This is a genomic window from Pontibacter rugosus (assembly GCF_042678745.1).
Lineage (GTDB): Bacteria > Bacteroidota > Bacteroidia > Cytophagales > Hymenobacteraceae > Pontibacter > Pontibacter rugosus.
The window spans coordinates 1-6,451 of the sequence record NZ_JBHTLD010000242.1 but is presented as its reverse complement, the minus strand read 5'-3'; the positions used below and the strand labels follow the sequence as shown (position 1 = coordinate 6,451).

Sequence of the window (6,451 nt, the reverse complement as noted above, 5' to 3'; positions counted from 1 at the left end):
TATACTGCTCATAAAAATGTCTAATTCTGTACTTTATGCACAAAGTTTCTAAGATTTAAATTTTAACAATTCCACTACTGAGGATAAACCTGTTTTGATAGAGATTTTCTGAAAATTCCTTAACCGCAAATGTAACGCGAATCCAAATCTTCACATAATATTTCTAACTTATTATAAAATAGTGTTATAACATATTTGATGGAGTGCTTAAATGGCAGTTTATACTTGCATAACAGGTTCAGCTTATAAGCTAAAACTATATTGTATACATTACATACCTGCGTTTATGGCATAAAGTAGAACATATAGGGTAACTTTGAAAGGAGGGCGTGCTAAGCCATAGGTGAGTCCGCAGGGATTAAGTTGTCGTTTAGCTTAAAGCTCTCTACCAGCCTACAACTTCTACTTTACTCACTCCACCTGCTTGCCGCTGTACTTTTATTTGGGTACTAATGCGCTCTTTTAGTGCCTCTACGTGCGAAATAATGCCAATCATTTTGCCACTAGCCTGTAGGTTTTCTAAAGTAGAGATAGCTGCATCTAAGGTCTCGGCGTCTAAAGTACCGAATCCTTCATCTATAAAGAGAGAGTTTATCTGCGTACGATGGCCGGCAAGGTCGGAGAGGCCCAGTGCTAAAGCCAGACTCACCAAAAAGCTTTCGCCCCCAGATAGCGTATTCATAGGGCGAATCGCTTCAGCCTGGTAGGTGTCTATGATCAGTAGTTCCAGGTCTTCTTCTGTACTTTTGAGAATACGATAGCGGTCGTTTAATTTAAGCAGGTGCCGGTTTGCCAGCTCTACAAGCCTCGCCAATGTAAGCCCCTGTGCAAAACGGCTGAATTTATTGCCGTCAGAAGAGCCTATCAGGTCTGACAACTGTGACCAGCGATGATACAGCTGTTGTTGTATCTGCAGCTGTACGGCCAATTCTTTGTTTCTCTCCCGTTGCCGTGTATCTTGCTCCAGCAGCTGTTCCTGCCGGGCTCGCTGCGAAATTAGCTCCCGCTGCAGCTGATTCTTTTCTTGTAGCTGTAGTGCCAGCCCCTCTTTACCTTCGCTTGTTAAAGCTAATTCCTGTGTCTGCGCCATTTCCTGCTTTACATCGCTAAACGATTTCCGGGTTTCAGTGAGGTGCTTCTCTGTCTGTGCTTTCAAGTTGGCAAGGCGGTCTGCCTCGTCTTGCTTCAGTAGCATCTGACTTAAGGCATCAATGGTTTCAATGCCTTTTTGCTGTAGCACACGCAACAAACCATTCTGCAATTCATCATGCAATAATTTGTGCTGTTGGTGTTTGGAGTGGCATTCTGTACGCCTTGCACGCAGCTCCTGCAACTCCTGTTGTTTCTTTAGGTGGTGTGCCCGAGCCTCTTCTGCCTGATTCGCTTTGGCTTTTAGCTCATGCTGTGCCTGCTTTCTTTCCTGCTCCGGATCTTTGTCGCCAAATAGTGCCTGTCGCTCTGTCTTCAGCCTTGTAAGTTTCTCATGCTCATTTTTTAATGCCTGCTGGCGCTCCTGTTGCTCACTGGTCTTTTCCTGCACGCGCTCGCTCAGGCTTTTTACCTGCTCTCGTAGCGCAGCATACTGCTCGCGCATGTCCTCCAGCGCCTGTTGTTTTTGTGCATACGTAGCAGCCAATTGCTCCAGTGTTTGCAGCAGCTGTTGTTGAGAATCTTGTTTGTACTCCTGGCCAAAAGTAGCGGCAAAAGACTGAGCTATTTCGGCATGATCTTGCTGCTGCTGCTGTTCATCTGCTAAGCGTAATTGTAACTTTTGAAGCTGGTTTTGCAGGAGCTTATCTGATGCCTGTAGCTGGTTATGCTTACCTTGTGCTTGCATCTGTTCCTCCCTCAGCTTTTGTAAAGAAAGATTTATACTTTCTACTTCTCTGCTGAGCGCGCGTACCTTTGCTAATTGCTGTTGCAGCACATCTGTCTTGTTCTGATGTGTCTCCAGCAGCTCTGCCAGCTTTTGAGTTTCTATAACCGGAATCCGCAGCAGGAGTGTTTCCGATAGCTGGCCAAAACCATGTATAAGCCTTTCCACCTCTGCCTCTAGTTCTGCTTTGGTAGTGGCCGCTAACTTTTGCTGTTGTTGCAAAGCGCCTAACAGTAGTTGGCATTGATTCATACTTTGCTCCAACTCTCTTACAAGGGCTTGCTGCTTATCACGTTTCTGTACTTCCTCTGGAAGGTCAGATTTGTAGTTGTCCTCAATAAAAGGGTGGTGCGTTGCTCCGCAAAGCGGACAAGGTTCATCTTTTATTAACGTATGGCGTGCCTCCTCGTACTGCTGAATCTGCTGTTGCAGCTGCACCAATTTTTGGAGTGCCTCCAGGTGTTCTGCTGCTAACTTGTGCTTTGTCTGTAAAGCCTGTAGCTCCTGTGTTTGGTCTTTTGTCTGTTGTTCGTTTTGTGACAGGTGCAGGTTTATACTTTGTAGTTTTTGCTGCTGAGCGTTGTGTTGAACTGCTAATTCCAGCAGGCGTTCATACTTCGCCACCATTGCAGGTTGCGCCTGTGCTGTCTGCTCCAGCTCTTCCAGGCTCTTATCTGCCAGTATAGCTTGAAGCTGTGCTATCTGTTCTTGCTTTTGCTTCTGAAGCTGGGCATGTTGCGCCTGCTGTTGTGCCTGGTTTTGCTCAATTGCAGCAAGTTGCAGTGCTTCCTGCTGGCGCTGCTGCTGTAGATCAAGCTGCTCTTGCTGCAGGCGCTGCAGGCGTAGTCCTACTTCCTGTAGCTCTCGTAAGGTGGCTTTAAAATCAGGCAAGGCCGTTCTTAATTCCTGCAGGCCTGCCTGCTGCTTTAGCCAGGTTTTTATACTTGTAGCTTCTTTTGTCAGCTTATCCAGTTCCAGCTGCTTTGTTTGAAGCAGCTGTTGATCCTGCTTCAGTACTTCATCAAAAGAGACATAGGCAGCCTTGCTTTTGCTGTACCCCTCCCGCAGGCTGCTGAGCTGGTGGTCAAGCTTGCCTACCTGAAGTAGGAGAGGCTCCAGTTTGTGTAGCTTTTCTTCCTGTTGGTGATGCGCCTTGCTGGCCTCGGTAGCTAAGTTTCCAGCCAATGCCATTTCTGTTTCTAAAATCGGAAGCCTTTTTTCCAGTGTCTGGAGTTGCTCCTGCATTTCGGTAACTTTGCCATTGGCGCTCCGGATTTCTGCAAGCTCGCCAACAAACTTATGCGCTTGCTCATGCTGCTGAAGCTTTTGGAAGTCCGGTTTCAGGCTCTCCAGCTTTTGTTCCTGTACTTGTAAAGCTGCTTGGTGCTGTACTTGTTTTGCTTGTAGGTGGGCTATTGTCTGCAACCACTGAAGCTTTTCCTGTAGAGCTGCGATGTCTTTTTGAAGAATGCTTTCCTGATTTGCCAGTTCAAGTATACTTTGCTCATAAGCCTGCCGCTGCTCTTCCGGCAAAAGATGCGTATCCTGTAAGCGTCGCTCCAGTTCTTCACGTTTTTGCCGCTCTGCTTTGGCCTTTTCAAAAGCGAACTGCGAAATCTGCGAGTAGATTCCTGTATCTGTAATCTTCTCAAGCAGGCTGCTTCGCTCGTTGGGGTTGGCTTTCAGGAAGCGTGCAAAATCACCTTGAGAGAGCATTACCGAGCGTAGAAACTGTCCGTAATCCAGGCCGCATAGCTCGGCTACTTTGTCGGGTACCTGGCTCGGCTTCAGGTCAAATAAAGCGTTTTCCTCAAAGCTAAACAGCTCCATGTGTACCGGTTGGATATTACCATCCACTTTGCCACGGCTTCTGCGAATGTGCCATTTAGAGCGATAGCGTTTTGCATTGGCCTCAAACTCCACCTCGGCATAGCTTTCAGCAGTATGGCGCGTCATGAGCTCCAGCGGTTTGTCATTGCTGTGGCGGTGCACCAATCCGTACAGGCCAACCGTAATAGCATCCAGGATAGTGGTCTTGCCAGCACCTGTAGGCCCGGTAATAGCAAAGAGTCCTGCCTCTGCCAGTGGGCTTTGGTCAAAGCGTATCTCATGCTCACCTTTCAGTGAGTTAAGGTTCTGGAAACGTACGGAAAGGATTTTCATGGGGCTTGTACTATGGAATCATAAAGATAAAAGTTTACAGGTGAGTTAAGAAAGAATAAAGCCATTGCCTATACTTGCGTTTACCTGAAGGAGTGGCCGGGTATCTGGTTTTTGTATAGGTAGTGGTGCAGCAAAACTCAGTCTTCTCAAACAATTCTGATTACGAAAGAAAAAAGTAATCAACTCTCTTTTTCCTGCCCCATCAATTCAAGTAGCTCTGTGAAGGTAGATAACAATTCTGTATGGTCACTTTCCGGATAGGCGCTTTCGCATCGTTTTAGAAAAACGTCTTTTTCGTGTAAGGTAAGTAAGTCAACTTCTTCCTGCACCTGCTGTTCCAGCGTAGCGGCAGCCCTTTGTATGATAGGTGGCCGATGAATGAGTAATTGTAGTTGATCTTTCTTCAGGCTTAAGATTTCCTCCAGTTGCTGGTTGAGGTCGGGGAGAGGTGCATCCAGCTCTAGTTGCAGTTCTGCCCAGGCAGTGTAGGTATAAGCGCTGTTATCGTAAACAGACAGCTGTTGCTTTACTTTCTCTAATGGGCCTTTAAAGCGGATAAGCTTGCGGCAGCACGGCACTTGCAGCTCACGGAGCTCTGACAGCTTTCCATCAGCAAAATCAAGTATAAAAATGACTTTTGTGTCAGTCACTTCGCTAAAGCTAAGCGGAATGGGGGAGCCGGAGTAGCGGATGTGGTGTGCTTTATTTACCATCTGGGGGCGGTGCAGGTGCCCAAGTGCCACATAGTTAAACTCCTTTGGAAACTGATCTGCTCCAATTTGGCCCAGGTTACCTACATGAATATCCTTCTCGCTTTCTGATGCGGAACCACCTGCGGCAAAAAGGTGCCCCATGGCTACCACAGGTATTCCTTGTGTTTTATAGGCTTGAATATGCGGCACAAAAGCTTCGTAATGTGCGGCTATGCCCTCTTTTATGCGCTGCTCCCGCTCCTCAAAGGTTTCTCCTGAAACGGAAAGCCTTATATCCCGATCTCGGAGGAAGGGAACAGCACACACCGCTAATTCTATAGCACCCTGGTCATCTTTCAGTACAATCAGTTCATCCAGAGGGTCAGTGGATGCGCCCCCGATCACATGAATGTTAAAGCACTCTAGCAGTTCTTTTGGAGCATTTAGCGTAGACACAGAGTCGTGGTTGCCACCGGTTATGATAATATGGCGACAGCAGGTAGCACACACACGGCGCAGGAAATCATAATAAAGTTTAAGGGCTGTATTAGAGGGAGCACCATTATCGAACACATCGCCAGACATAAGCAATGCATCTACCTTCTCCTGCTCAATTGTCTGGAGTAGCCAATTAAGGAAATGTTGGTGTTCTTCGGTACGTTCGAGGTTTACGAGGCGCTGGCCCAGGTGCCAGTCTGATGTATGTAGTACGCGCATGAGCTTCTTCTCCTATTCTGGTCTAAGATACATCAGGTTGTAGGCATGTTGCAAGTAGCTTTATTGCTTTTAATCAATTTTATACTTGATGGCCCCTGAAAAATGCAACTATATGCGCTACGTAAAATTGCTTTAGCTCCTGGTTTGCATTATTTATAACTGGGTAAGTAGCGCTAAGAGTAGAACCAGGCTACTGCTGATTGCCTGTTTCAGTTGGTAACCCTGCCTCTTTTAAGTCTTTGTAGGCGCCTATATTTATGATTGTTCTAAAACCCGCTTGCTTCATTAGTTCAGCAGCCTGGCTGCTTCTATTGCCTGAAGCACAATACAGGTAGTATGTTTTAGCTTTGTTCCAGTTTTGCATCTCCTTCTCAAACTCCCCGCCACGTAAGTCCGCGTTCAATGATCCTTCTAAATGACCAGTGGCAAATTCCTCTGGTGTTCGTACATCAACTAAAACAGTTTTAGAATGTAAGTTCTGATCTCTGAACTCATACGGGTTCATGTTTTTTACTTCGGTACTGGCTGAAGGTTGTGTACTTGTACAGCTAAAGAGAACAGTGGCAAGTATAGCTATAGATAGTAATTTCATAGTGGCTATTTTTAGGTGTTAGTGTTTACAAGTTAAGTAAAAACATGCTGTGGGCATCAAGAGAAACCTTAAAATACTTTGGAGCCTTTAATGCATTCAATAATAGTTGTGATGGTAGTGTCAGTAAGAGAGTAATATACGTTTTTGCCTTCACGTTGCGTTTTAACAATGCCTTTGTCGCGCATATTGGTTAGGTGATGAGACAGAAGCGACTGTTCTATACTTAGTACCTCTTGTAGCTGACTTACTGTAAGCCTCTCCCGCTGTTCCAGTAAATCGATAATGCTTATGCGAACTGGGTGTGCCACACACTTAAGTACATAAGCTGCTTTATCCAACTTCTCCTGATCAACCCTCACTTTCAAGGTGCTCATGTTTTTGTGATTTAGTATAAGTACTATAGATATATGA

Annotated in this window: 4 protein-coding genes; all 4 read right to left on the bottom strand. The window is 45.9% G+C overall.

All coding sequences use genetic code 11. The features are described from left to right. Positions 1 to 385 precede the first annotated feature (385 nt). Positions 386 to 4,039: an AAA family ATPase gene (locus tag ACFQ2O_RS18830; protein ID WP_377531607.1), complete on the bottom strand. Its 3,654-nt coding sequence runs from the start codon at positions 4,037 to 4,039 to the stop codon at positions 386 to 388. 179 nt (positions 4,040 to 4,218) lie between these two features. Further along, positions 4,219 to 5,448, bottom strand: a complete 1,230-nt coding sequence (locus ACFQ2O_RS18825; RefSeq protein WP_377531603.1) for an exonuclease SbcCD subunit D C-terminal domain-containing protein — start codon at positions 5,446 to 5,448, stop codon at positions 4,219 to 4,221. 190 nt (positions 5,449 to 5,638) lie between these two features. Next, positions 5,639 to 6,040: a rhodanese-like domain-containing protein gene (locus ACFQ2O_RS18820; protein ID WP_377531599.1), complete on the bottom strand. Its 402-nt coding sequence runs from the start codon at positions 6,038 to 6,040 to the stop codon at positions 5,639 to 5,641. A 68-nt stretch (positions 6,041 to 6,108) separates the two neighbouring features. After that, on the bottom strand, positions 6,109 to 6,451 hold a 343-nt coding region (locus ACFQ2O_RS18815), incomplete at its 5' end, for an ArsR/SmtB family transcription factor (RefSeq protein ID WP_377531596.1).